A 24,338-nucleotide genomic window follows, 5' to 3' on the forward strand; every position below is an offset into this window, starting at 1 on the left:
TGGGGCTATCGTCTTGAAGGGTCACTGATCCTCCACAATGTCGGCGGTCTCGAGCCACTGCTTCTCAAGGTTAGTCATCCGTTCGTCGAGTTCATTGGCCTTCGCTTGGAGGTCTACCAGGGCTTGGTAGTCGTCGGCCTTGGCGGCCATTTCCTCATGCAGGGCAGCTAGCTCATCGCGGACCTTTCCCATCTGACGATCGAGCCTGTCCATGTTCTTACGGGCCTGACGCAGCTCGGCGGCACCCATCTTTGGCTCGGCGACCCGGGAGGTACTGCCTACCCGGCTTGATTTCGACGGGCCGGGGTTACGGTTGCGGCGGTGCTCTAGGTATTGGGAAATTCCTCCTGGGAGGAGGGCCACCGTGCCATCTCCCATGAGGGCCCAAACAACGTCGCAGACCCGCTCCAGGAACCACCTGTCGTGGGAAACGACGATCAGCGTGCCGGGCCAAGAATCGAGATAGTCCTCGAGTAGGCGCAGGGTGTCAATGTCGAGGTCGTTAGTCGGCTCATCGAGGAGGAGTACATTGGGTTCGTCCATGAGGAGGCGCAGCAGCTGAAGGCGGCGTTGCTCGCCACCGGAAAGGTCGCCGATACGGGTGACAAGTTTCTGCCCGGTGAACCCGAATCCTTCCAAGAGGTCGGTGGCGGAGGCGTCGCGACCGGTGGCCAGTTTCGTCCTCGCCTTGACGTCGTTGACAGATTCCAAAACGGTCATCGCTGAGTCGAGGTCGTCAACTTCCTGACGCAGGTGGGCCAGGCGCAGGGTCTTTCCATGTTTGACCCGGCCAGAATCGGGCTTACGAGAGCCGTCAAAAAGGTTGAGTAGGGTGGTCTTGCCAGCTCCGTTAACGCCAATCAGGCCGATCCGGTCGCCTGGGCCGATCGACCATGTCACCTTGTCAAGTAGAGTACGCTCGCCAAGCTCATCGGAGGAGACGGTGACGGTAACCTCGTTGAGGTCCAGCACATCTTTGCCCAACCGGGTTGCGGAAAAGCGTGCTAGCTCCAACTTGTCGCGCGGCTCGGGAACATTGGCGACGAGGGCATTGGCCGCCTCGACTCGGTAACGCGGTTTGGAGCTACGGGCAGGGGCGCCTCGACGCAACCACGCCAATTCCTTACGTGCCAGGTTCTGACGCTTGGCCTCATTAGTGGCGGCGATGCGGGCTCGTTCTACCCGGGCTAAGGTGTAGGCCGAGTATCCGCCCTGATAAGCCTCGACGGTTGCGTCGTGGACCTCCCAGATGTCAGTGCAGATCTCGTCAAGAAACCAACGGTCGTGTGAGACGACGAGCATTGCCACGCCGCGCTCCTGTAGGTGGCGCAGGTGGCCGGCCAACCAGGCCACCGCCTCGACGTCGAGGTGGTTGGTGGGCTCGTCAAGAACAAGTAAGTCGTGGTCTCCGAGCATGATTGAAACCAGCGCAGCCCGCCGTCGTTCCCCACCGGAAAGATCGGCCATAGCGCGGTCGAGGTCAATATCGGAAAGCATGTCCTCGACGATGGGACGAGCCTCGCGGTTAGCTGCCCAAACGTGGTCGGGTTGGCCTCCGACGACGAGGTCGCGGACGGTCTGATCCCTGCGGGTTTCAGCTTGGGCGAGCACTCCTATGGAAATGCCATTAGTACGCGTCACTGTCCCGGAGTCGGGTTCTAGGGAACCAGTGAGGAGGGCTAAGAGGGTAGATTTGCCGTCCCCGTTGCGGCCCACGACGCCGATGACGTCCCCGGTTGATAGCCCCAGAGACACCTCTGAGAGGACCGTTCGGGTGCCCCAGGACTTTGAGATGCGATCGGCGTTGACGATATTTGTGCCGGCCAACGGAGGCTCAGCGTCCTCGCATGGCGGCGCGAGCGCCCTTCATAGAACTTGGCATTGGGCCCTTAGGAAGCGGCACTTTGGGGCGCATGGCGTCAAGGGCCTTGAGACGATTGACGACCTCGTCCACCTGACTCGTGCTGAGGGTCTTGGGCAGTTTCTTAATGTGCTTGTCGAGGTCTTCTAGCGGTACCTGGCCTTTGCCGTCGCCCATGATGATCGACGTCACCGGAGTGCCGTAGGCGACCTGCTCGTGGCGTTTGGTTTCGGTGGCCAGCAGGTTACGCAGGCCGTTACCGTGCCCCTCGCCGATGAGGACAATTCCGCCCGGACCGACAGCGCGGTGAACGACATCCTGCTGCCGGGTAAACGCGATCGCGGGGGTGGAGGTCCACTTCTTCTTGTCGAGCAGAGACAGGGCAACCTCGGCTGACCCGGTCTGGCCCTTGAACCGGGCATACATGGAACGCTTAGCGCGCCACTGGAAGACCCACATAGCGGCAGCGGCACCAGCAAAGATGCCAACGATGAGCCATGCCCACCACAGATCGGTGAGGATAAGACCGAGGACGGTGAACACCACGACGCCTGCTACAAAGGAGCCAATGACCCACCAGAGGAGCTGAGGATCAACCTGGCGGGTTAGCTTGAACGTCTCGACAAGCTGCTTTCCGGTGCCCCAGTCCTTGGGGTTGTCGGAGTGCTTGCGGCGCTCCTTCTCAGCCTTCGCCTGGGCTTTCTGCTTCGCGGCGAGTTCCTTGGCTGCCTGGCTCTTGGGCATGGTGCGCGGCTCCTCGGGGTCGATGGACGTGTGCGGGACAAATTCCTGAGGCGCAGGTCGCCCCGTGACTAGTGAATTCTACCGCCGGACCATTCCCGTCGTCTCGTCGCAGGTGAGGCAAGGAAGGACTGGAGTCCAAAAACGACACGGGGCCTTCATGCCGGTAGAGCATGGCCGATGCTGGTGCCCATCGATATGGTGTCAGGACGCCAGTTCCTGCAGGTACATACGTTGGAGCCCGTCCGCCCACGAGTCCGTAGGTGACGATTCGAAGAGCACGAGAACACGTCCGTCAGACAACTGGGCGATCGAGGAATAGGCGAAGAGGGTCTGTGGGCTCGTGATGTCGGCGTGACTCACCCATTCAAGTTCGGAGCGCGGTCCGAACGTTCTCGAGGATCGATGGACAACTGCCACATGGGCAATGCCATGTCGACGCCTGCGGTCATCTGCTGAGACGACAATGAGCGCAGGGAGCTGTTCCCCGGTCGTAGGTGATGCGATGGTTTGCTTCAGCATGAGCGCGGAGACTTGGCATGCGACGCCTTGGTCGTCGTCGCCGAACGCGGAAGTCAGCGTACTCCAGGAATGGCCCCCATCCACGCTCTCGGCGGTCAGCACCTTCCCACCGGAAGAAGCGGAATGTCGGTTGAAGCTGCGCAATACGCCGGGTAGAACCTCTGTGATCGCGCTTTCGTGGAGGTCGATAGTGGCTGGCATCGGGGTTCCCCGCTGCCACGTTTCCCCACCATCGTCGGTGTATACAGTGGTGCACGAAATTCCTGCAGGTAGCATCATGTAAGTCGGAACGACGATGCGTCCGGCATGTTCCCCTGCGCGGATTTGAATGGACCGACCTGGTGCGACGAGCGTGTATCGAGAATCTACGGGTCTGAACTGCCGTGTCACCAGTTTTCCCATGTTTCAAGTTCGGCCATCGTCATATGAGTAGATCTCCACGATGTGATTGGTGTTGAAGACCTGAAGTATCGAGTCCTTGTAGAAGACGCGCATCGGAGTGATGCGAGCTGAACCGTGCTGGAACACGTACAGAGGAATTCCTGCTTCGAAGAGGTTGAAACCGTCGTCCAAGGAGTATCTTGATCGTCGTCCTAGAGCGAGATTTGAGTCATCGACTCCGGCGGTGGTATACGGGCGAGGTATACCGATTAATTCATAAATCTGAATGCGACCGTGCTTGTCGCGGGGGCCGTCGAGGTCAGCTACGAGGTCGAATTGGGAACGGTCGATGTTCAGATTGATATTTCCCCTCAATCCGTCGGCGTCCCCTGTGACGTTGTGCGTCGAGAGCAGGAGCATGTCACGTCCGGCAACGGTGGCGAAGCCATCTCCCAGGGGGAACTTTCGCGGGCGCCCATCGTTGACGGAGCCATCTGGGGAGACGTTGAGGTGTTCGAATACTCCGCCGTTCCAGGCCCAGAGATCAATGACGATCATCAGTCGATGTCGAACTGAATCCTCGATGATGGCGCCGTCGATGACGGAGGATGATGCGGGGGCGTACCCATACTTGTTCGAATAATCTCGCATCTCCAATGGTTTTATCAGTGACGGGGCTTCCCAACCGTCGGAGATTGAGTAACGGGATGCATTGGGTTTTCTGCGAATCAGGGCATCGATATTGTCGGCGGAGTCGCCTGTTGTCGCGCGATTTGCATCGCAGCCTATGACCAATGTGTCATTGGCCGTAGACACCATGAACGGTATGCGGAAAAAATGTGATGGCGAATTCTCTCTGTTGAACACCTCGAGTACGTCTGCCTCTTGTGTCGCAAGTGCAGGAGAGTGTTCAGAGAACTGCCCTGTCACACTCAAGAATAAGGCTGCCCCGCCAGAGATTAATGCGGATCGGCGTGAAATCCGTTGGTGCATGCTGAATCCCTAAACGTTAAGTCTTCCGTAGCGTGATTACATTGAATGGGCGATATCTGGTGTTGCTGTGTGAATCACTCCAGCGTGCTGCGCGAAGTGGTAAGCCATGACAACGGGACCTCTGTCAGGAACAAGCCTAGCCACTCCCGTTCCCACAATACGATCAGGGTCTGTTCGTCTTGCTGAGTCATGCATTGGTACACATGATGGCGAGGGTTGAGCACGCGGTTGTGCGGCCAGGTCTTGCCTCCGTCGAAACTTTGACGCAGCACACCACAACCCCGGAACGGGAGCATCATCGACGCATTGGCAAAGACCACCGATTCGGTTCCAAGCTCATCCCGGACAGAAATGGCATTGGGCTGGGAGAAGATTTCGGTCAGTTGCTCGACGAACGTCACCTCGCCCCATGTTTCGCCGCCGTCGACGCTGGCCGCGTGCGCCACCCGTCCGGAGGGATGTTGGTTGCGCATGAAGGAGTGCACGACCCCGTCAGGGGTTTCTACTAACGCTGACTCATGGGTCGAGCCGCGATCATCGTTGAGATTTCGAGAACTGACGATCTTTCCGAAAAGTTCGCGCTCGTCATTCGGTGACTTACCGAGGTTCCATGTCTGGCCCCCGTCATCGCTGTACACCGCGGCACATGAAAAGGTTTTTCCCTCCTCGTGGTTGTAGTAGACCGGTGCCAGGAGTCGGCCTCGGTGCGTCCCGTGTTCCAACTGAATTCCGTTGCCCGGTGACGTACCGAGGAACCGCATCCAAGGCTGCTTGAGAGCCGGGTTCAGGTTGATAGGTCGTGACCATGTCCGTCCGTCGTCATCACTGTGGATGAGGATGAGGTTGCAGGTCCGTAGGGTCAGCAGGGACTCGTGGGGGTCCACTCCGGTGGCCAAGTGGATATTGCCGGCGGGGGCACCGGCTGCGAAGACGTTTCCGGTTTCGTCAACGGTGTAATCCGTGGGTTCCCCCGACTCGGTTGTTACGATGCCTTCTGCATCGATGACGTAGGCGGTTGCATCGCGATCGAACAGAAGCTGCCGACCTTGCTCATCGAAGCCCGACCCTGGTTCGGCGTTAGGCTGCCCCACGCCACCCGGGAACTGGTCGATCAAGCAGAACACGCGCCCCGAGTTGTGGTCTTGGAACAGAACTGAGTCGATAACCGATGCTCCGAGGGCGCCCTCGCCGGGATACTCGAGGACTATCTGGGCCTCGTCCCACCGACGACCGTCTTCGCTGCGACGGATGACGAAATTGATGTCGTTGGGGCTGTCGTTGGCAATGCTGACACGTTGGTCTGCCCCGGCGATGAAGCTTCCGGAATCAAGTCTGATGAGCGATGGGATCCGGTAACTTTTCGAGCCCAGATATCCCGTGTCGAAGAGAGCTTGGGTACGTAGAGGAGCCACGTTGGCTAGGCGTTTGACTTGGGCGTCGGTTAGCGCACTGCTGAAGATGGACGCCGTCTGTGCTTCCCCGAATAGCCGTGCTCCTTCGAGGTCCTTCCCGACGGTCACCCTTTCCACCTTGCCAAGATCGGCAAAGAATGCCTCACCAGGCTCGTGAGCCACGAGGAAACCGTCAACATAGAGATCAATGGCACCCCGGCCACTGATTGCTACCAGGTCATGCCAGTTTCCGTCGTCCCACTTGCCTGGAGCGCGCACGTGGGCGATGGGTTCATCGTCCACTTCCACGTGCAGGAGCAGGTCGCCGTTGACGATCTCGAAGGACAGTTCACCGGCGCTCCCTTGGGCTGCGAGGACGGTTCCACCCTGGCCTTTGCCACGAAGACGGGTCCTTGCTCGGAGCGCGCCATGAGCGAGTTCTCCGATACGGCGTGCGTCGCGGGCCGACAGTTCAGAACCAGCGAACTCGACGAACGGTGTTGCCGTCGGCGCCTTGGCCGCCATAGCTTGCAAGGACAGGGCTGAGTTCCACATCTTGAATCGCCGTACGTCGAGGACGCCCGACGGATTGATGACAATATTGGTTGCTCCCAGATCCTGGCACCATACCCGCAATGTGGCGGAGAATGTTTCGTAACCGTCTGCAAACAAATGCGTCCCAGTTTCATCGGCGGTGAGTCCGACGGAGTGAATCGTGCCATCTGCCATGCCCAGCGCATCCTCGGCGTCGAGACTGCGAGATTCTCCGTTCAGATCTATACGGCCAAGCAAGCGGTCTTCATCCACATCGACTGATAACCGTCCGTTCTTTCCGACAAGCTCGAACAGGCATCCGGAGGACGTCGCGCTGAATTCCACGAGAAGTGAGCCGTCCTCGCCGTCGATTCGTTGCACGTCCATGCCCTTTCGGGCCGGCATCAAGGCGCTCCCAGTGAGGTCAATCGCCAATTCCTCGGTATAAGTATCAGTAATAGTCATGATTGACGTCTCCTCGTGGCTTCCCTGACTCGTTCTGGCTGGAGAATATGAATATGTGTTCTGGCTGTCGATTTAGCACTCGCTGGATGCAAACTCGCTCGAAAGGTCGCCGCTGTTGATGTACCGGTCATCTCCGTCCTCGGGTCGGACGGCCTCTGGGTTGACGAGAGCCTGTAGCTTGCGTGGCAGATTCAGCCCAACGCCAAGGACAACAATCAGGCCGAAGCCCACGGACAACACCCCTAGAGCCGATCCCAGACCGTGGCTCTTAGCCAGCGAGGCGCCCACAAATGGTCCAATTGCACCGCCGAGAGCTCCGACATTGTAGATGAACCCCACTCCGGCAGCTCGCTGCTCGACGGGGAAATAGCTCGACACCCACCGAGGGGCTAGCCCTGAAACACCTTGGCCGAACAACTGGTTGAAGAACAGTAGAAGCCCAATGAGCCATGCCGACTTAATTCCCGCAAAGAATAGCGGAAACACGATGATCTGCGCTATGAGAATGCTCGTGAAGTACCACTTTAGCATTCCTATCCAGTCTCCCATGAAGCCTGTGACAAAGTAACCAATCATGTTGCCGAATTGTGCGATCGTTAGCAGATTGGCGACGGTGGAAGCTGCATATCCTGCACCCGTGAGGTATGTAGGCAAGAGTCCAAGGATGGGCCATCCATACATGAAGGCAGAAAGGATAACGATCATGATTCCGATGCCGATGACCCAGCGTCGAGGATCAAATTGCACGATGAGACACACGAAGATGGCGCCACAGGCTATGGCCACGGCGAGGACGCCCCAGAAAGGCAGGATGTTGAGGGCGAAGATGGCTAGTAGACCTGCCATTGCCGCGATGACGAGTGTGATGTTTAGTGACATGCGCCTTCCGCTGAACAGCACCTGGAAAGCGTCACGTGATTCGGACGATTTTTCCCGCTCGCGTGACTTTGCCGTTTCCCAGTCGCTAGCTTCGGGGAGGCGACGTCGCATGTACAGTGCCACTGCGATGGGCACGATTCCGGTGATGAACAGGGCTCTCCAACCCCATCCGGCATGCCAACTGTCGACCCATGGGACTAAGTACTTGTCGACCTGGACGGCCAGGATGGCGCCTATCGCATAGCCTGACAATAGAAATGACGATGCCTTGCCGCGGATTCGGGGGTGCCACGATTCGATGACATATGTTGCCGATGACCCGTACTCTCCCGCCATCGCGAAGCCGACGACCATGCGCATAATGAACAGGAACATGAAGTTCGGCGAAAATCCCATGAGGAGCGAGCCGATCGCGAACAATACGGTTGCGATGATCATGGCTGGCTTGCGTCCGAACCTGTCGCCAACACCGCCCAGGATTAGTCCGCCCAGCCACCGTGTGATGAAGGCTGCTGACACCAACGCTGCGCTTTGTACCAGGGTGAGGCCAAAGGCCGCCTTGATCTCTGGCAGTGCCAAGGTGATGAGCACGAAGTCGTAGCCGTCAAGGGTGACACCAATAAGGGCTGCAATGAAGAGCTTCCATTTGGTGGCGTCTAAGTACTGCCACCATCGTCTCTTGTCACCCATCTCCTTGATGGTGATGATGTCGTCTGAGCTGGCCATGAGCCCCCAATCGTCGTTGATCCAGGAAGTACGTTAGACGTCCAACATTTTGAAGATAAGTGGTTGCCGATATGTTGGCAAGCCGATGTTCCCGGTCGCTCACGCTAAATGATCGGTGGCGGTGATCCGTGATTGTTGGTGCGATTTCTGCGGGGTGGGTTTTGCGACCCAGTTGAGATCGTGCTGAATACATGGCTGTAGGAGGCTACGATGCCGCGTACATACGTCCTTGACATGATGACTCATGGTTGGCGGATCCGTATACTCCGCTGTGCAGGTGAATTACGTCGATTAACGCGCGCCTGGCGCCTGGTACAAGGCGCTGGCCTGCTTACGGCGGTGGTAGCTGATCATGCCGCGATCTCGCGTGAGACGATGAACTGTCTGGACGACGGCTACGTACACGTGGATCTCGACATGGTGTTGAACGTCGTTGTGACCCCGGGTATCAAGGTGCATCGTCACGGTTGTCGCCCCCTAATGAATGGATATTGCCGAAGCTGTGCGGCGACGCTACCGGAAACGCTCGGTAAGTTTTCCCGAGGGATGAGGGTGGCGATAGTGGTGCGCACCGCCTCGGAGAGAAGATGTGTGTTACGGCGCCTCGCGTAAAGACAATTTTCTTCTGCACAGCGCACTCGGTGCCTTGCCCGCACGCAGGCGGGCAAGGCACCGAGTGTTGATGTCAGTTAGCGAGTGCGTTCTGACTCAGGCAGCCTTCTTGACATCGGGGGAGTTGAATGCGGTCTGATAGGCCGCAAGGAGCTCGGTGCGTGCAGCCTGGATATTCCCTACGGTCGTCTTTGGGTTCAGTCGAACGCCGACGGCCTTGGTGATCGCGTGATTGAGCGTCTTGTACACTGCGGCGCTCTTGTGACCAAGGATGTACCGGTCACGGTTGGCGCGCACCTGCCAGATCGTCTTACTGAAGTTGGTGCGTACGTACACAGTAGCAACGTCATTCGGGGTGAGGTCGGGGTACTGCGAGACCTTTTCCAGGCGAGCCTTGAGGGCGGTGCCCTCGGCGTCGAGTTCCTTGGCGGTGGTCGCTGGGTTAGCGGTCAGCAGGACGGCCTTGGTGACTTCGAGACCGAGTTCGACGTGGGCGGGGCGGACCTTGTTTTGGAGAGTGGTGGTAGCAGTGTGAATGGTGTCAATAGTGGTGGCGACCAACTTGATCCTCGGCATGATCGTCGAAGGGTCGTAGAACGGGATCCCCCCATGGGCAAGGGTCTCGATGAGGCCACGCAGGTCGAAGGCAGCCTTGAGAAGATCTCGGATCTGGTCAGAGTAGTCAGAACCGGGGACGGATTTCTGTACTGACTGAAGGGTCGCAATATGTGCGTTCAGAAGCTGGATGCTATTGCGAGCGTCACTGGCCGAGAGCTCGTGGGTGCTGGTCGCCGAGATGGTCGTCGTCGGCTCGACAGCATGAGCACTGGGAGCTGACAGCGCCGCTGGTACGAGCATTGCGCCGACAAGGAGGGGAGCTACAAGATGGGTCTTCTTCATAAAGGTTCTCCGTTTATTGGTTGCGGATGCCCCGGTCGAGGCAAGCGAAGTGTATCGGATATTTTGGATGGGGGTCGGTGTGGTGAACGGCGTGTACGCCGCCAACATTTGTTGGAGCTGTGATCAGGCGTGCGTCATTCCGACAGGGGTCCGTGTGGTGTATGGCTACGACGGTGCATAGACCCGTCTAGGCTTGTTGCAGGCGTGACCAGATGGTATGCCCAATACACCGAATATGAAGTTAATGCGCGGGCAATTCGAGATCTTCCGTCCTGTAATCTTGGAGGTCAAGAACTGGTGAAAGTGCCTTTCTGAGGATCTGCTCTGAGGTGCCCACGATATGGTTGAGTTCATCCCAGTGTGGAGCATTTGGTCTTCAGGAATAATACCCCCTGATCGGGTGTCGGATGCGTGTCCAGGTTAGCTTCATCATCACGTGTTTGCATGGCACTGAATCGGTCAAGTTGAGTCAATGAAACAGTTCATACGGCTATCGCTGATTGAGTTAATGTGGTTGATTGACGTTGGTTGGGATTTCAGTACGCATCTTCAATGTGAGGGCGTATGGGTTTGCTGGTTTGCATGGTGGTCATGCTGCTCCTGATGGAGAGTGGTTTGATCAAAGTGTTTGCTGCGGGTGCGCTTCTAGGCCTATGGCTGGGGTGTATGCGGATGGTGGAGTCGGAGTCCGTTAAGGAGCGGAAGGCCGGGGCCCGTGTTCGGTTGTGGGTAAAAAGAGGGAATGATTGGGTCGGGGTTGGGTATCAGGATGTGCATGTCTTCCAAGGTGGTGGGCGTGGAAAAGGGCAGGTGTGTCAGTATAATGCTATGGAAATAAGAAAACCATTTTTCGTGGCCAAGTTGATGTTTTAAAGGAATGATTGACACTCTCGAGCGGGTCAGTTCACCCGATGAGCCGCTGCCGTGCTTTCCGCGGTGATGGTATATGTAGGCCTACGACAGAATCAGTGAGGAGGTTTATGGGAGAAACCATACACTGTTCATCTCCACTGCGGCGACGTCAGGTGCGCCGATGATACCGACGAATTGAGGATATTTCTCAATTCTACCGGAGCTTATGGGTCCTTTGGATGTGGCGGTCCTGGCCGAGAGGGGACGTTCGCGGTCGTTGACAGTGATGTATCGATGCCGGGCAAGGCCCGTCAGCATCCACAACTGCGTGCTCAGGCGGAGCCCGGGCAGCAGACGACGTTTGCCGTGACCGGAACCGTTCTGCGATGACCCGTTCCCGGCGATCTTGAAGCGTTGTATGGCTATTCGATGTTGTGACTTTGATGCAGGGGCGGCCTCACCTCATGCGAGCCGTTCGACGCGCGTCCCAGCTCTAGGAGGTCGCACCGTCACTCCTTGGCCGCGAATGGTGCAGGTTTCGCACCGTCGCGGTACCCGGTCACGATCATCACCGGACGCTCGCCGCGTGCTTCCATAGCCTGCCGATAGAGGCGGCCAGCCCGGTAGGAGGATCGCACAAGCGGTCCGCTCATCACACCGACAAATCCAATCTCGCGGGCCTCTTCGGCTAACTCATCGAACTCCTGAGGCGTCACCCAACGGTCGATGGGGTGTAGGTAGGAGTTCGGGCGCAGGTACTGGGTGATCGTCAGCAGGTCGGTGTTGGCGTCATGGAGCGCCCGCATGGCCTGTGAAATTTCTTCACGGGTCTCGCCCATGCCAAGAATGAGATTTGACTTGGTGATCAGACCGGCCTCATGTGCAGAGTCCAGGACGGCCAAAGAACGGTCGTAGCGGAATCCGGGTCGAATGCGCTTGAAGATGCGGGGGACCGTCTCAAGGTTGTGACCGAAGACCTCCGGGCGTGCTTCGAAGACGATGTCGAGCAGGTCCTGTTTGCCGGAAAAATCTTGGGCTAACATCTCGACGCCGACGCCGGGAGTTACCTGGTGGATTTGACGAATCGTCTCGGCGCACAGCCAGGCACCTTCGTCCTCGAGGTCGTCTCGGCATACCGACGTAACGGTAGCGTAGCGCAGCCCCATCTGCTTGACGGACTCTGTGACGCGACGCGGCTCGTCTTTGTCGTAGCCTTCCGGCTTGGCCGACTCGATCTGGCAGAAGTCACAACGGCGGGTGCAGTGGTCGCCGCCGATGAGGAAAGTGGCCTCGCGATCCTCCCAACACTCGAAAATATTGGGGCAGCCAGCCTCTTGACACACGGTGTGCAGATCTCCGTCGATCATTCGGCGACGCATGTCGCGGTACTCCGGACCCATTGTGGCCCGAGTCTTGATCCAGTGGGGTTTGTTCTCGATGGGCGTCTGAGAATTCTTGACCTCGACTCGGAGGAGCTTTCTACCGTCTGCTTCGACACTCACGCCGGCCAGTTTAACTGCGTGTGCCGAAGTTACGAAGTCTCAGGGAATGGGTGACGACGAAGAGGCTCGAAAGGCTCATGGCAAGCCCGGATATCAGCGGGTTCAGGAAACCGGCGGCCGCGATCGGGATCGCTGCGATGTTGTAGATGAAAGCCCATGCGAGGTTGCCGCGGATGGTCCTCAGAGTGCGTCTCGACAACCCAATGGCGTCTGGGACGACCCCGAGATGGTGGCGTACGCAGATGATGTCGGCGCTGCGCATCGCGATATCAGTGCCGGTGACCAGTGCCATGCCGAGATCGGAGCTTGCCAAGGCAGCGGCGTCGTTGACGCCGTCACCTACCATGGCGACCACGCGGCCTTTAGAGCGAAATCTCTCAACGACCTCGGCTTTGTCGGTGGGTAGGACCTCGGCCAGGACCTCGTCGGTGCCAAGTTGTGTTCCGACGACTTTTGCGGCGGCTTTCGAATCACCAGTGAGGAGAACAGTTCGTAGCCCCATATTTTTGAGCTGGGCGATGACTTCCGGGGCCTCGGGTTTGACGGTGTCGGCGACGACAAGGGCAGCTGCGGCCTGACCGTCGATCGCTACCAGGACGGCGGAACGGCCTGTTTCGGCTGCCTTCTCAACGGTGTGGCTCAGCTCGGCGGGAATCTTGATCTCTGCCTCCGTGAGAAACGCAGGATTGCCAACCATGACACGATGCCCCTCAACCTCGCCACTGACGCCTCGTCCAGCGAGGGTGCGCGGGCTGGGGCACGCTGGAATGGTGCCTTTGACAGCTGCTACCACAGCTTTGGCTACCGGGTGGGTGGAGTGTTGGTCCAGGGCGGCGGCGTAACGATGGGCGCGATCGACGTCCTGTCCTTTGGCAGGAAGCGTCGCGACGAGAGTCATCTCCCCGCTGGTGACAGTACCAGTTTTATCAAGGACCACAGTATCAATGCGACCGGACGCCTCCAGAGCTTCTGGCCCCTTAATGAGGATGCCCAGCTGACCACCTCGGCCAACCCCAACCATGAGGGCAGTCGGCGTCGCTAAACCTAGGGCGCACGGGCAGGCTATAACAAGCACCGAGAGGCCTGCCGAGAGGGCATGCCGGGTTCCTGCCCCGGCGATCCACCAACCGAAGAAGGTCAAGACGACGATGGCAAGAACCGCTGGCACAAAGATCTCGACGACCTTGTCTACCAGACGCTGGACGTTGGCTTTGCGAGCTTGGGCCTCCTCGGCTAACACCGCCATGTGGGCGAGCTGACTGTGGTCACCAACTCCGGTAGCTCTGGCCACGATCCGCCCGGTAAGGTTCATCGTTCCGCCGAGCACCGCTGACCCTACAGTGACGTCGGCGGGCATCGGTTCGCCGGTCATCATCGACGTATCGATACTGGAAGACCCCTCGACAACCTCCCCATCGGCGGCCAGAGTCTCTCCGGCTAAGGTAACGAAGAGGTCACTCTGGTGTAGCTGCTCGACGGGAACGACGGTCTCGATTCCATTACGCAACACCCGCGCATTCTTGGCAGCCAGCTGCCTCAAAGCTGTTAGCACAGACCGTGCCGACCTCTTGGCGCGGGCTTCAAAGTAGCGTCCGGCTAGCAGAAAACAGGTCACCCCGGCGGCGACGTCAAGGTACAGGGTGTCAGCCCCCGCCGGGGTGATGCCGTAGCCCAGCCAATACCCCTCTTGGTCTTGAGCGCCGATGAGGATGGAGATGAACGACCATCCGAAAGAGGTTAAAACCCCTAGTGAAACTAGGGTATCCATGGAGGTCATGCCGTGGCGCAAATTTGTCCATGTTGCCTTGTGGAATGGCCACGCTGACCAGAAAACCACCGGTAGGGAGAGGGAGACGAGTAGCCAGTCCCACGTGGGGAAACGTAATTGTGGTTCCAAAGCTAAGACCAGGCCGATGTCCATGAGGGGCAAGGTCAGGAGCACGGCCACAATGAGGCGGCGCCTCAACATGGTGATGCGGCGTTCTGCCTCGGCTGCTAGATCGATGTCGGAGAGCAGGGCTGCGGTGTAGCCGGCATCCTTGACAGCGGCTATCGCATCCTTGACGCCCATGCCAGTTACCGTCGCCCGCTCAGAGGCGAAATTGACACTCGCGTGCACCCCGTCAATGCGGGACAGCCTTTTCTCGATCGTTGTGGCGCACGCAGCGCAGGTCATCCCGCTGATCTGCAACTGCACCGGCGGATGTAGGACGGTTTGCTCCTCGTCTGGGGGACTCATCGCGGCCGTGCTCATGACTTGGTCCCTGGATCGTGCGGCTTGATCTCCTGACCAGCCATTCGGGCGAGCATGTCGTTGTAGGCGGCTAGGGACTCATCAAGGTCGGCGTCCTCAGAAGCATCGACCCGCCGCTGGTCGCGACGGTCCGAGATGAACCACTGCACGCACAGCGCGATGAGGACCAGCGCCATCGGGATCTCGCCGGTGGCCCAGGTGATCTGGCCACCGACGTTCTGGTCGTCATGCAGATTGGGAACCCACGGAATAGATAGTGCCTCGTAAAAATCCTTGCCGATGATCTGGTGGGCATTCATCGTGATGACGGCGAAGAACGAGTGGAAAGGCATTGCTGTAATGACAAACCCCAATCGGCCGATGTGGGGCAGTGACACTGGTAGATCGTCCAAGCCAATGACGTATTCAAACAGCATGAACCCGGCCACGAGGAAATGCAGCAGCATCCACTGGTGCCCCCAATGGTAGCGCATGAGGTAGCCGAATATCGGGGTGAAATAGACGACGTAGAAGCTGACAATAAAGACGATCCATGCGGCGAAGGGGCCGAATAGGATCTTTGTGGGACGCCATTCCAGCGTCGCCATGAGGCAGTCATGGGGTCCGTTGAAACCATCGTTGATCTGGTCTCCGGAACGCAATACCCGTCTTAGGAGGGTGATTGGCGCTCCCAGCACCAGTAGGGCCGGAACCAGCATGTTGAAGGTCATATGAACGAGCATGTGCCAGCTGAACTGCATTGAGGAGTATTCCCACAGCCCGGTGCTGGCAAGATATATCACCACGGCCCAAGCCCCGATCCATGAGCCTATACGTGCCCCAGACCAGGCTTCGCCACGACGCTTGAGGGTCCTAACAGCGACGTAATAGCCAACGATTCCGAGGACTGATAGAGTCCAGAAACCGATGTTGGGACGGCCGGGAGCCAGCAGGATGGCGGCTGTGGGTGCCGGCGGTAGTTCATAGCCGAGGTAATTGACAGCCGGGGTTTGACCAATGAGGTAGCGCGGTGGCACGAGCTGATTTGCTGCTCCCGTCACGATCAGCACGACCGCCACCATCGTCACCCCGAGCCAGCTCAGCATCCTGGTACGTGGCAGCCAGGTGATGACGACCCAGATAACTGTAGCGACGAGCACGATGAGGCGGGCCACGCCCCATCGATCAGAGCCCCAGGAACGCTCAGCCTGACCTTGCCAGGTGACAACAATGCTTCCAGCAAGGGTTACGGCGGCGCCGATGCGTTGCTTCCAGATAAGACGGTCGGTGAGGGCAGGGCGGGGGCCGTCAAGGACCTCGACCAGAACGCAAGCAGCGGCGACTGTCATGCCGACGGTGGCCAGAGCTCCGGAGTCGGTGGCGAAATCGTGGTTAAGGCCCACCGAAATTGCCCCGGTGACGGGAACCGGCAATGCGGCGAGGACCGTCAGTAAGCTTGCCACTACGAGGCCGCCGAGATGGGTGCTCAGCAGAGCAAGCAGGCCGACCAGCAGCCCCAAGACTGCGACGACGAGCCAAGCCGCTACCGATGGGGTTGAGGTGATGTAGGTCGGGAGATCGAGGAAGGCCTGCTCGAAGGTCAAACCGGCGGAATCAGCGGATTCCAGCGGGATCATGAGCAGGGCCAGTACAACCCACATCTGTGCGGCTAACCATGCCCGGCGTCCGCGGGTGCGGGTGGAATCGACGACATCCCGATGCGGTGAGCACAAGGTGGCGCGAACAAGCTCTGTTAACGTCCACACCAGGGCTGTCCAGAACAGGGTTTCGACGACGGCATGCAGGACGCTAGTGAGGACGTCTGGATTCTCCCTGCCCAGCAGACGAGGTTCCAGGGGACGGAGTCGTCCAATCACCGCGGCGACGATGGCCATGGCGACACCTGTGGCCGCTAACAGCGGTCCAGTGGTGCGGGCGTGGCTGGGATACGTCACCGACATCTCCTTTGGGGCAGGGTAGAGGGAACTGTAGCCGAGGGAACGGACAGGATCATGGCATGGGATGCAGGAACGCTGGGTGTTCCCGACGCGGAATGTCTGGGCTCATCTCATACGGCTGAAACGACATCATCTCAGTGAGGATGGGCTCGAGGTTGCCAGCCACCTCTAGCAAAGAGGGAACCTCGGCGTCGGGGCCGTGCAGACGTCTTAGTTCGCGTGCCATGCTGGTCACGTCGGCGTCGGAGATGCCGCACGGAATAATGTTGTCGAAGCCAGCAGTGTCGGGGTCGATGTTGAGGGCGAAACCGTGCATCGCTGTCTGTCGAGACACGCGGATGCCGATGGCGCACACTTTTCGCTCGGGTCCCATTCCATCGGACGGGAACCACACTCCGGTTCGTCCAGGGACGCGCCCGGCACGCAATCCGTATTGGGCAACGAGCCGGATAACGGCTTCCTCTACTCGGCGCACATAATCGACAACGCCGATACCGCGCTGCAAGAAGACAATCGGGTAGCCGACAAGCTGACCAGGGCCATGCCAGGTGATTTCACCGCCCCGGTCCACCGGAACGACCGGGGTGCCGTCGAAAGGATAAGCCTCCTTGCGGGTGCGTCGTCCGGCTGTGTAGACGGGATCATGTTCGACGTAAATGACTGTGTTGGGGCGCTGGTGGGCGGACACCTCAGCGTGCACCTCGCGCTGATGCGCCCAGCACTCGTTGTATTCAGTGCGGGTGGGACGGCTATCTGCAATCCCCAGGTACTCGAAGTGTAGTCCGGCGGGATGATCAACCCAGCCGCGGGGCTTCACCCCGTCAACTATCTGTGGAGTGTGGGGCTGAGATGTGGGAGGGTCCTGTTGCATCACATCTTGCGATCATAGTGTCGGCCATGCAATGAGGTGACGTAGCGGCCGAGTCCGAGCAGCATTCGCAAGGGGCGGGCATAAATGGCGAGGCGGTGGGATCGATCCCACCGCCTCGGGCTTGCCCTGGGTATTCAGTTTCCCGGGCTCGCGTTCTTCTTAGTCTCCAAAGGTCAGAACTCTCCGGCGAAGTCGCCCTCCTCCAGACGAGCCTTGATGCCCGATAGGAAGCGAGCCGCCACAGCGCCGTCAATGAGCCGGTGATCGTAGGACAGCGAGAGGTACATCATGTCGCGGACTGCGATGGTATCCTCGCCGAACTCGTTGGTGACGACGACTGGGCGCTTAACCAGAGCACCGGTGCCGAGGATGGCGACCTCGGGCTGGTTGACGATCGGGGTGTCGAAGAGGGCTCCAGCCGAGCCATAGTTGGTGATGGTGAAGGTGCCGCCGGACAGCTCGTCAGGGGTCACCTTGTTGTCGCGGGTGCGGGCAGCGAGATCGCCAATCTGGTGGGTCAGCCCAGCGATATTGAGATCACCAGCGTTCTTGATGACCGGAACCAGCAGCCCGCGCGGGGTATCAACGGCGATGCCGATGTTCTCAGAAGAACCGTAGGTAATCGTCCCCACCTCGGTGTCGATATTTGCGTTGAAGGTCGGATTGGCCTTGAGGGCTTCAACGACGGCCTTGGTAATGAAAGGCAAGTAGGACAGACCGACTCCCTCGCGGGCCTTGAAAGCAGCCTTCTCAGCGTTGCGGATGCGGGAGATAGCGGTCATGTCCACCTCGACGGTGGCCGTCAACTGAGCCGAGATCTGCAGTGACTCAACCATCCGCGAGGCGATGACCTTGCGTAGACGGCTCATCTTCTCGGTGGTGCCGCGCAGAGCGGCAGCTTCCGGAGAGACTTCCTGGGAGGCTTTACGGGCTGAACCAGCCGGTTTCGGAGCAGCCGGGGCAGGGGCGGCAGCCGGTGCCTGAGGAGCTGAGGGAGCTTCTCCAGACTTACCGGCTGCAGCTAGTACGTCTTGCTTGCGAATACGACCCCCGACACCAGTTCCGGTGATCGTCGACAGGTCGACGTTGTTCTCCCGGGCGAGCTTGCGGACTAGCGGGGTGACGTAGACGTCCGACGACGGGTTGGTGGCGCGTGGGGCGACCTCATTGGTCCCGGCGGGTTTGGGAGCCTCGGCGGGCTTCGGCGCGGTCGGCGCCGGTGCCTCCTCGGCCTCGCTCTTCACCGGCTCAGGTTTGGCCTTCTCCGCGGGCTCAGCCGTCGGCTTAGCAGGCGCAGGGGCCGACTCGACAGCAGAGGGGTCGCCGATGATGGCTAGGACGGCGCCGACTTCGGCGTCTTCGTCTTCGGGGACCTTGATCTCAAGTAGGGTGCCGGAGGCGGGGGAGGGGACTTCGGTATCGACCTTGTCGGTGGACACCTCAAGTAAGGGTTCGTCGGCCTCGACGGTGTCTCCGACAGCCTTGAGCCAGCGGGACACGGTGCCTTCGGTGACGGACTCGCCCAGAGCCGGCAGGGTGACCTCAACTCCCTGAGCGGAACCACCGGAAGGAGCCGGCTTCCGCTCGGCAGCCGGCTCAGGTTCGGGCTGCGGTTCGGCAGCTTCATTATTGCCACTGGGGGCCTCAGCAGGCGCAGAGCCCGACTCGGAGGGGTCGCCGATGATGGCTAGGACGGCGCCGACTTCGGCGTCTTCGTCTTCGGGGACCTTGATCTCAAGTAGGGTGCCGGAGGCGGGGGAGGGGACTTCGGTATCGACCTTGTCGGTGGACACCTCAAGTAAGGGTTCGTCGGCCTCGACGGTGTCTCCGACAGCCTTGAGCCAGCGGGACACGGTGCCTTCGGTGACGGACTCGCCCAGTGCAGGAAGAGTGACTTCGGTCGACATGTGTTGGAGCTCCTTTGCAAGCCGCGACGGATTCGTGGCAAGCCTAGCTTGACTGTGGCCAAATGTGCAGTTGGTCCCATTTTTGGATTCAGAAAATGTCATCCGAGTACGGCAAGGGGCAAGGGTCTATAACCCCTGCCCCCAGTGGTGATATTTATGATCAGCCAGCCATATGTGCGGCGAGCTGGACCAGAGTGCGCACTCCGAACCCGGTTCCTTGAATCGGGGTGTAGTCATGGGCCGAGGCCTCGTTGTACGCCGGGCCGGCGATGTCGAGATGGGCCCAGTCGATGCCTGGGGTCACGAAACGTTGCAGAAAAGCTGCAGCGAGCATCGCGCCGCCTTCGCGAGCGCCGGAGGACTTGACGTCGGCAATGTCAGAATGCAGGCCTTCGCGAACCTCGTCGGTAATCGGAAGCTCCCAGAAGTCCTCGCCGGCAGCCTCGGAAGCGTCCAGCAAGGTGTCTGCTGCCTGGGCCCCCGAGGTCATGACACCTGCGGTGTGGTTACCGAGAGCGACCATGCAGGCGCCGGTCAGGGTGGAAATGTCGACGATGAAGTCAGGGTTGTCCTCACACGCGCGGGCCAGGCCGTCGGCCATCACGATGCGTCCCTCGGCGTCGGAGTTGCCATTCTCGACTGTTGTCCCGTCGTACATAGTGACGACGTCAGAGGGGCGCCACCCTGATCCAGACGGCATATTCTCTGCCAAACACCCGTAAGCAACCACGCGAACGTTGAGCCCGAGGCGGGCAATCGCGCCGATAGCGGCGAGTACCGCAGCAGCACCGCCCATATCGCACTTCATGGTGTACATATTGGCAGCAGTCTTGATATTGAGGCCGCCAGAGTCGAAGGTAATGCCCTTGCCCACTAGAGCCAGCGTGGTGGTGGATCCTTCCGGGGCGTATTCCACGCGGACCAGACGTGGGGAGTGGGCTGAGCCTCCACCTACCGCGAGGATGCCGCCGAAGCCACCACGCCCCAGGGCTTTCTCGTCGAGCACGTCGACGGTGACGTCCGAGAGGTTGTTGCACCAGGATTGCACCGAGGCGGCGAAAGTCTTCGGGTAGAGCAAGTTGGCTGGAGCGTCCACCCAGTCGCGGGCGGTGTAGACGGCATCAGCAAGGATACGGGCTTTGTTGAGCTCGGGCTTAGCGCCACGGGCATTGGACACTATCGTGACGGTCGAGATCTCGGGCTCATTCGAGGTTGCGGTAATGGTCGGCACCTTGTAGCAGCCGAGTAAGGCCCCCTCGGCGGCGATTCGAACCTGCTCGGCCGAGACTGTCCCCATGTCAACGGCTACTTTGAGGCTGCTGCCGTGTGATAAGTCAGCGGCGGCACGAGCGCCCGAACCGGCAGCCTTGCGCAGGGACTCACCATCGAATCCCTCAGCTCCGCAGCCAACCAGAACGAGGCTGTTTCCAAACCATGGCAGCACCACGGTGGAACCAATTTTGGTAGATCCGCCGGCCCGAATGGCCACTTCGACGAGCGGGGCGCCGAAGGTCTCTTCAGCTTCTTTGACAGCGCGCGGTGCCAGCCCCTGGACGGTGGGGCCTTGGGAACCCTCGACCAGACCGGCAATCACGACGTCGGCGCCGTTGGCATTTCGCGACACCTTGAGGTCGGGACGCGGGCGGATGGGCAGCTGGGTGCTGTTGGCCACGAGGATTCCTCTCATTCGGTGGAAGGTTCCATTCGGTAGATAATTCGGGATGGGCCCGGTCATTCCCCGGGGCGACACCTCGTCGATCAGCCTAGTCGAGGGATGTCAAGTGCGTGGCGGCGCGGTCGTAATGAGTCGCCAGTATGGTGAGTTTGTGGGCTCTACAACGTCGGCACAGCACAGCGCACCGTTAGGCCGTGCGAGTCATCCCAAGCTTCGGTTGGTTCTCGACGTCGTTGTTGCTGCGGCCGGGGTTGCCTTGCTGGTGTGGGGAATTATGGTGATGGCCTCGCCCACAGTCTCTTGTCGAGGTGTCGAGATGCATCCGGGAGACACCTGTCACAAGGCCACGTACACGGCAACTCATACCGACACCGTGCAGACGTACGAGCAACGGCGTCGTTCTATAGCCCAGTCCCGTCCGACTGTTATTGGGCTGGGGATCGCCTTGACAGCTTTTGGCGCGGTGATGACTTGGCAGACCGTGAGGGTCCGCGATCACCCTTCCGACAGTTCCATCGGGCCGTAGACGACATCGTCGTCTTCCATAAGGGTGACTTCGTCGATTCCAGCATCTTGTAGCTCGGGCCAAGTTTCAGAGAGCCATGCTTCGGCCTCCTCCTGGGACTCGAACTGTTGCCCGGCTCCGAGCTCACCGAGGTGTTCGGAGCCTTTGACGGTGATGCGGGACTGTTTAAAAAGCCACGAGTAACTCATACCTATAAGACAATCATGTCTGCCACGTCTGCGTCCCACAAAGTTATGAGTCAATTCTTTCGCCACGCTCGACGCGCGGTGCCGGGTTGCGCCAGCGACGCACCGTCATAGCGCGATTGTTGAGGTAGGACCACAGTCCACGCAGGGGAGCGCTGGGGTAACGGGCTCGGATCCCCTTCTTCGCCCCGTGCCACAGGCGCCAGGAATCAATGAGCCACAAGATCATCACGATCAGCATGCCCAGGGACATGGCATTGATGGCGCCCACGGCGGTTGGAGCGATAAAGAGCATGGCCAACCAGATCACCATGACGGCCAGGAAGATCGGCATAATGAATTCGCTGAAAGTCCAACGCGAGTCAATGTAATCGCGCAGGTAGCCCCGCTCTGGGCGTCGCTCGGCCGCTTCCATAGCCGCGGCCTGGCGCTCACGCTTGGCCAGGCGCTCGCGCTTGCGGGCCTCCTTCTTGCTCAGCGTCGGATTGAGACGGTGACGACGTGCAGCCTCGGCTTCGGCGCGGGTTGGCGTCGGCCCCTTCTTTGCGGTGTGCCGGGATACGGTCTTCGGCTGTGCAACAGGCGCCTTATGGTCAGCCGTTTCGGGCTTCTTAGTGGCGTGATCCCCCTTACTAGCCCGTTGTTTTCTGCCGGTTGACGAGGTCTTCGGAGCGCGTCTGGGAGCTGTGGTAGCCGAGGAAGAGGAGGACTCAGTACTGGATCCCGGCCCTGCCTCGACGGTCTCCTCCGTCGGTCCGGTCTTCTTGCTGGTTCCCTGCTCGTAGGGGCGGAACAGTCCCACGATCCATCCTTTTATGTGTCGTCCTCGCGCGCCCGGTGGCTTGTTCCAGCTGGCGCAACCCTGTCTGGGCTGAGAAGATTGTACGGGTATTGCTGTTGCCGATGTTGCGCAGTCCCGTACCCTAATGATCAGGCAACCGCAACGCTGACGACTTCCCGGAGTCCTCAAGCACCGAAGGGGAAGGATTCGACTCCACCTATGGCTGGTATATTTGCACGACTTTCGACGGTTTTCCGCTCTAAGGCGAACAAGGCCCTCGACAAGGTCGAGGATCCGCGCGAGACCCTCGACTATTCCTACCAGCGTCAGCTCGATATGCTGCAGAAGGTGCGCAGAGGCGTCGCCGACGTCGCCACGAGCCGTAAGCGCGTCGAGCTGCAGATGAATCAATTACAGACCGATGTCGACAAGATGCAGAACGCTGCCAGTCGGGCACTCGAGCAGGGTCGTGAGGATCTCGCCCGTGAGGCGTTGACCCGTAAGGCAACTCTGCAGGCCCAGCTCAATGATCTGCAGACCCAGCATGCCACCCTGCAGGCTGAGGAAGAGAAACTCATCCGCGGGTCGCAGCGCCTCCAGGCTCGAGTGGATGCCTTCCGCACCAAGAAAGAGACCATCAAAGCTACCTACTCCGCAGCTGAAGCCCAGACCCGCATCAACGAGGCCTTCACAGGTCTTAATGAGGAGATGGGCGACATCGGCATGGCGATCACCCGCGCCGAGGACAAGACGATGGAACTGCAGGCTCGTGCTGGAGCCATGGACGAACTCATTGCCAGTGGTGCTATTGAGGATCCCACTCGCAGCTACGGCGACGACATCACCCGGGAGCTCGACAGTCTGGCCAACGACCATGCCATCGATGCTGAGCTGTCGGCTTTGAAGGCTCAGCTGGGGACAGGGCGTGATGGTTCCGCCCCGGAGCTCGAGTCCGGCGCCGAAAACGGAACGGACCCGCATACGGGATCGCGATCTGTGCGACGTCAGGAGGATCAGTCATGATCATTCGCATTGTTGGTGAAGGCCAGTGGCAGGTGCCCGACACCGAAATGGGTCATCTCAATCGCATCGATGCCCGCGTCGAGCACGCTATCGGGACAACCTCGCAAAATGAGCTCACCGAAGCCTTAACTGAGCTGGTGACGACGGTGCGGACTGTTGGTACTCCGATTGCTGACGACAACATCATCGACTCGGACCTCATCGTTCCTGACGTTTCTGCGACGATCGAGGAAGTCTCAGTCTGGCTGTCGGAGAACCCGGCCGGCGACGGTCTTATACCCGGTTGATCCCCTGAATGCCCTTGTTCCGCTGCGCGCTGAACCGGTACCGTTCGGTGTGGACGGCGTGCTGCGGATACAGTGGATATTGCGACGGGACGACACACCCGCCCGATCCATCAAGATCGACCACCCGGGTCATCTCCCGGGATCGTCCATCACACGTTCTTGGAGCCCATATGACCGACGCCCTTACCCCTCCCGCCACTGACGGAATCATCCTTACCGACGCGGCTGCCGCGAAGGTGAAGTCGCTGCTCGATCAAGAGGGTCGTGACGACCTCGCGTTGCGTCTGGCTGTGCAGCCTGGCGGTTGCTCGGGGCTGCGGTATCAGCTGTTCTTCGACGAGCGTCACCTCGAGGGCGACGTTGTAAAGACCTACGGCGGGGTCGATGTGGTCACTGACCGTATGAGCGCTCCATACCTAGCTGGCGCCACGATTGACTTCATGGACACCATCGAAAAGCAGGGGTTCACTATCGACAACCCTAACGCGACTAGCACCTGCGCTTGTGGGGACTCTTTCCACTGAGCTGGTTCT

General features: G+C 59.6%; 20 protein-coding genes and 1 pseudogene. 7 read left to right on the top strand and 14 right to left on the bottom strand.

The window, feature by feature from the left end:
* Positions 1-21: 21 nt before the first annotated feature.
* The 5 genes and pseudogenes from ACOYO3_RS04470 to ACOYO3_RS04490 all read right to left on the bottom strand — a co-directional run bounded on the left by ACOYO3_RS04470 (position 22) and on the right by ACOYO3_RS04490 (position 8,493).
* Complete coding sequence (locus ACOYO3_RS04470; RefSeq protein ID WP_002520352.1) at positions 22-1,827, bottom strand: ABC-F family ATP-binding cassette domain-containing protein; 1,806 nt, start codon at positions 1,825-1,827, stop codon at positions 22-24.
* Positions 1,828-1,834: 7 nt separating this feature from the next.
* Complete coding sequence (locus ACOYO3_RS04475) at positions 1,835-2,605, bottom strand: DUF4191 domain-containing protein (RefSeq protein WP_002515262.1); 771 nt, start codon at positions 2,603-2,605, stop codon at positions 1,835-1,837.
* 201 nt (positions 2,606-2,806) lie between these two features.
* A pseudogene (locus ACOYO3_RS04480) lies at positions 2,807-4,324 on the bottom strand (exo-alpha-sialidase).
* Positions 4,325-4,572: 248 nt separating this feature from the next.
* The gene (locus tag ACOYO3_RS04485) at positions 4,573-6,888 is read right to left on the bottom strand and encodes a sialidase family protein (RefSeq protein WP_002525082.1); all 2,316 of its coding nucleotides are present in this window, start codon (positions 6,886-6,888) and stop codon (positions 4,573-4,575) included.
* Positions 6,889-6,960: 72 nt separating this feature from the next.
* Positions 6,961-8,493 carry an MFS transporter gene (locus tag ACOYO3_RS04490; RefSeq protein WP_002525081.1) on the bottom strand — a complete coding sequence of 511 codons (1,533 nt, stop codon included), beginning with the start codon at positions 8,491-8,493 and terminating at the stop codon, positions 6,961-6,963.
* 210 nt (positions 8,494-8,703) lie between these two features.
* Here ACOYO3_RS04490 and ACOYO3_RS04495 point away from each other — a divergent pair, with 210 nt between their 5' ends.
* Positions 8,704-9,105, top strand: a complete 402-nt coding sequence (locus ACOYO3_RS04495) for a hypothetical protein (protein ID WP_002520357.1) — start codon at positions 8,704-8,706, stop codon at positions 9,103-9,105.
* A 96-nt stretch (positions 9,106-9,201) separates the two neighbouring features.
* On the opposite strand, the gene camp2 is transcribed toward ACOYO3_RS04495, so the two are convergent.
* Positions 9,202-10,005, bottom strand: coding sequence for a CAMP factor pore-forming toxin 2 (camp2, locus tag ACOYO3_RS04500; RefSeq protein WP_002547903.1), 804 nt, complete (start codon positions 10,003-10,005; stop codon positions 9,202-9,204).
* A gap of 564 nt (positions 10,006-10,569) precedes the next feature.
* Between camp2 and ACOYO3_RS04505 the strand changes: the two genes are divergently transcribed.
* Together ACOYO3_RS04505 and ACOYO3_RS04510 are read left to right on the top strand one after the other, a co-directional pair.
* A complete protein-coding gene (locus tag ACOYO3_RS04505; RefSeq protein WP_002520359.1) occupies positions 10,570-10,878 on the top strand; it encodes a hypothetical protein in 309 nt (102 codons plus the stop codon).
* Between the two features lie 174 nt (positions 10,879-11,052).
* The gene (locus ACOYO3_RS04510) at positions 11,053-11,247 is read left to right on the top strand and encodes a hypothetical protein (protein ID WP_002522425.1); all 195 of its coding nucleotides are present in this window, start codon (positions 11,053-11,055) and stop codon (positions 11,245-11,247) included.
* Positions 11,248-11,366: 119 nt separating this feature from the next.
* Here ACOYO3_RS04510 and lipA read toward each other — a convergent pair whose 3' ends face one another.
* The 6 genes from lipA to ACOYO3_RS04540 all read right to left on the bottom strand — a co-directional run bounded on the left by lipA (position 11,367) and on the right by ACOYO3_RS04540 (position 21,015).
* Positions 11,367-12,359: a lipoyl synthase gene (gene lipA, locus ACOYO3_RS04515; protein ID WP_002520360.1), complete on the bottom strand. Its 993-nt coding sequence runs from the start codon at positions 12,357-12,359 to the stop codon at positions 11,367-11,369.
* Between the two features lie 10 nt (positions 12,360-12,369).
* On the bottom strand, positions 12,370-14,613 hold the full coding sequence (locus tag ACOYO3_RS04520) for a heavy metal translocating P-type ATPase (RefSeq protein ID WP_002520361.1): 2,244 nt from the start codon (positions 14,611-14,613) through the stop codon (positions 12,370-12,372).
* Positions 14,610-16,553, bottom strand: a complete 1,944-nt coding sequence (locus ACOYO3_RS04525) for a cytochrome c oxidase assembly protein (RefSeq protein ID WP_002525078.1) — start codon at positions 16,551-16,553, stop codon at positions 14,610-14,612. The genes ACOYO3_RS04520 and ACOYO3_RS04525 overlap by 4 nt, the downstream gene beginning before the upstream one ends.
* A gap of 49 nt (positions 16,554-16,602) precedes the next feature.
* Positions 16,603-17,421, bottom strand: a complete 819-nt coding sequence (lipB, locus tag ACOYO3_RS04530; RefSeq protein ID WP_002547834.1) for a lipoyl(octanoyl) transferase LipB — start codon at positions 17,419-17,421, stop codon at positions 16,603-16,605.
* Between the two features lie 173 nt (positions 17,422-17,594).
* A complete protein-coding gene (sucB, locus tag ACOYO3_RS04535) occupies positions 17,595-19,328 on the bottom strand; it encodes a 2-oxoglutarate dehydrogenase, E2 component, dihydrolipoamide succinyltransferase (RefSeq protein WP_002525077.1) in 1,734 nt (577 codons plus the stop codon).
* Positions 19,329-19,488: 160 nt separating this feature from the next.
* Positions 19,489-21,015 carry a leucyl aminopeptidase gene (locus ACOYO3_RS04540; protein ID WP_002519154.1) on the bottom strand — a complete coding sequence of 509 codons (1,527 nt, stop codon included), beginning with the start codon at positions 21,013-21,015 and terminating at the stop codon, positions 19,489-19,491.
* Positions 21,016-21,049: 34 nt separating this feature from the next.
* Here ACOYO3_RS04540 and ACOYO3_RS04545 point away from each other — a divergent pair, with 34 nt between their 5' ends.
* Complete coding sequence (locus tag ACOYO3_RS04545; RefSeq protein WP_002519153.1) at positions 21,050-21,529, top strand: hypothetical protein; 480 nt, start codon at positions 21,050-21,052, stop codon at positions 21,527-21,529.
* Here the strand turns inward: ACOYO3_RS04545 and ACOYO3_RS04550 are convergent.
* Together ACOYO3_RS04550 and ACOYO3_RS04555 are read right to left on the bottom strand one after the other, a co-directional pair.
* Positions 21,499-21,717, bottom strand: a complete 219-nt coding sequence (locus ACOYO3_RS04550; RefSeq protein WP_002515303.1) for a hypothetical protein — start codon at positions 21,715-21,717, stop codon at positions 21,499-21,501. The two genes, ACOYO3_RS04545 and ACOYO3_RS04550, sit on opposite strands and share 31 nt — an antisense overlap.
* Before the next feature lie 43 nt (positions 21,718-21,760).
* Positions 21,761-22,516 (bottom strand): DUF3043 domain-containing protein, encoded by a 756-nt coding sequence (locus tag ACOYO3_RS04555; protein ID WP_002520365.1) that lies wholly within the window; start codon positions 22,514-22,516, stop codon positions 21,761-21,763.
* 198 nt (positions 22,517-22,714) lie between these two features.
* On the opposite strand from ACOYO3_RS04555, the gene ACOYO3_RS04560 reads away from it, so the two are divergent.
* The 3 genes from ACOYO3_RS04560 to erpA all read left to right on the top strand — a co-directional run bounded on the left by ACOYO3_RS04560 (position 22,715) and on the right by erpA (position 24,329).
* On the top strand, positions 22,715-23,518 hold the full coding sequence (locus ACOYO3_RS04560) for a PspA/IM30 family protein (protein ID WP_002515315.1): 804 nt from the start codon (positions 22,715-22,717) through the stop codon (positions 23,516-23,518).
* Positions 23,515-23,805: a PspA-associated protein PspAA gene (pspAA, locus tag ACOYO3_RS04565; RefSeq protein WP_002515291.1), complete on the top strand. Its 291-nt coding sequence runs from the start codon at positions 23,515-23,517 to the stop codon at positions 23,803-23,805. Before ACOYO3_RS04560 ends, pspAA begins: the two co-directional genes overlap by 4 nt.
* A 170-nt stretch (positions 23,806-23,975) precedes the next feature.
* Complete coding sequence (gene erpA, locus ACOYO3_RS04570; protein ID WP_002515279.1) at positions 23,976-24,329, top strand: iron-sulfur cluster insertion protein ErpA; 354 nt, start codon at positions 23,976-23,978, stop codon at positions 24,327-24,329.
* Positions 24,330-24,338: the final 9 nt, after the last annotated feature.

The sequence above is a fragment of the Cutibacterium sp. KBN10P07758 genome, from assembly GCF_050286205.1.
Classification (GTDB): Bacteria; Actinomycetota; Actinomycetes; order Propionibacteriales; family Propionibacteriaceae; genus Cutibacterium; species Cutibacterium acnes.